A 1,744-nucleotide genomic window follows, 5' to 3' on the forward strand; every position below is an offset into this window, starting at 1 on the left:
AGAAGTGGCTCCACAATTTCAGACAGGACGATGAGTGGAATCTCTGCCTGAGAGCGGGCACGGTTGTGGCTCGCGAATCAGGAGCGACGATGAGCAAAAGAGCACGACGGAACCACTCGCCGGCCTTCAAGGCCAAAGTGGCGCTGGCAGCGATCAAGGGTGAGCGGACGATTGCACAGTTGGCGGATCAGTTCGACGTCCACCCGAATCAGATCACGAGTTGGAAAGCGCAGCTGGAAGGCGGTGCGGCGGATCTGTTCGGGTCGGGCAGCGGCAAGGGGCCTACAACGCCGCCCGTCGACGTGAAGGCGCTGCACGCCAAAATCGGCGAGCTGACGTTGGAGAATGATTTTTTAGAGGGCGCGCTCAGCAAGGCGGGATTGCTGAACGCAAAGCGATGATCGACCGTGACCACGCGTTGAGCGTCACCAAGCAGGCCGAGGCCGTCGGCATTGCGCGCAGCACGGTGTACTACCTGCCGCGCCCAGTGTTGGCGGCCGACCTCGCCCTCATGCACCAAATCGACAAGCTGCATCTGGATTTCCCCTTCGCAGGGGCGCGGATGTTGCGCCGTCTATTGGCTGCCAATGGGAGCAAGGTCGGACGGCGTCACGTGAAGACGCTGATGGTTCGCATGGGGATAGAGGCGCTCTATCGGCGTCCGCGCACGACGAAGCCAGAGCCGGGACACAAGGTCTATCCGTATCTCTTGCGCGGCGTGGAGATCACGCGTCCGAACCAGGCCTGGGCGATGGACATCACCTATATCCCCATGGCGAAGGGCTTTGTCTACTTGGCCGTCGTGCTCGACTGGTTCAGCCGCCGTATCTTGTCGTGGCGCGTGTCGATTACGATGGAAGCATCGTTCTGCATCGAGACATTGGAGGAGGCGCTGGCAAAGCACGGCAAGCCGGAGATCTTCAACACGGATCAAGGCTCACAGTTCACGAGTGCAGCGTTCACGGACGTTCTAATCAGGAACGAGATCAGGATCAGCATGGATGGCAAAGGGGCTTGGCGGGACAACGTATTTGTCGAGCGGCTTTGGCGATCCGTGAAGTACGAGGAGGTCTACCTGCGCGCCTATGACAGCGTTTCGGACGCGCGCGTCTCGATCGGATGCTACCTCGATCTTTACAATCGCCGCCGTCCGCACTCGAGCCTTGACGGCATGACGCCCGATCAAGCCTACTTTGGTCCACAGAGCATGCTGCCGATCCGCTTGGCAGCTTAACCCCCGGCAGAGGATCCACTTATCGAAGCGGAAAAACTGTCTAAACAAGCGGGGCCACCTCAGAGGGCGTATTTGAGAAGCCTGCGCAATGCCAGGATATGGCCAGCGCGAGCCGAGCCAAAGGCCAGGCGCGCTCAGCCGAGCCGTGCGGGCGTTGCCACCTCACACCTGATCGGCCGCGGTGAGGCGCGCTCGCGTCGAGCGTTCCGATATCACGGTTCGCACGCTGCGAGCGCACAACGACCCACTAATACCAGTAGCGCCGGTAGTAGTGTTGGTAGTGGGGCCGATGATGGCGACGGGGATAGTAGCTATCGTAGTCGTTATAGCGGTAGGAGCGGTGGCGCGGATAGTAGCTGTGGCCGTAAAAGCGATGTCGGGGATAGTAGTCGTAGTCGCGGCGATAGAATGTCGCTGGTTCGGCGAACGTTGTTCCGGATTGAATTGCAGCGCCGTTTGAGACCGGTGCCGCAAACGCCAATTGCGGTGCCATTGCGACCAGAGCGGCGG

Annotated in this window: 2 protein-coding genes; one reads left to right on the forward strand and one right to left on the reverse strand. The window is 60.4% G+C overall.

Annotated features, from left to right (window positions below):
- The first annotated feature begins 89 nt into the window (after nucleotides 1-89).
- Nucleotides 90-1,234 (forward strand): IS3 family transposase gene (locus VMT30_00095; GenBank protein ID HVQ43356.1). Its coding sequence is split into 2 segments (ribosomal slippage): nucleotides 90-348 and nucleotides 348-1,234, totalling 1,146 coding nucleotides; the frame shifts between segments, so codons are not numbered across the junction.
- Nucleotides 1,235-1,481: 247 nt separating this feature from the next.
- Here the strand turns inward: VMT30_00095 and VMT30_00100 are convergent.
- On the reverse strand, nucleotides 1,482-1,744 hold a 263-nt coding region (locus VMT30_00100; GenBank protein ID HVQ43357.1), incomplete at its 5' end, for a hypothetical protein.

The organism is Candidatus Saccharimonadia bacterium (genome assembly GCA_035544015.1).
GTDB lineage: Bacteria > Patescibacteriota > Saccharimonadia > UBA4664 > UBA4664 > UBA5169.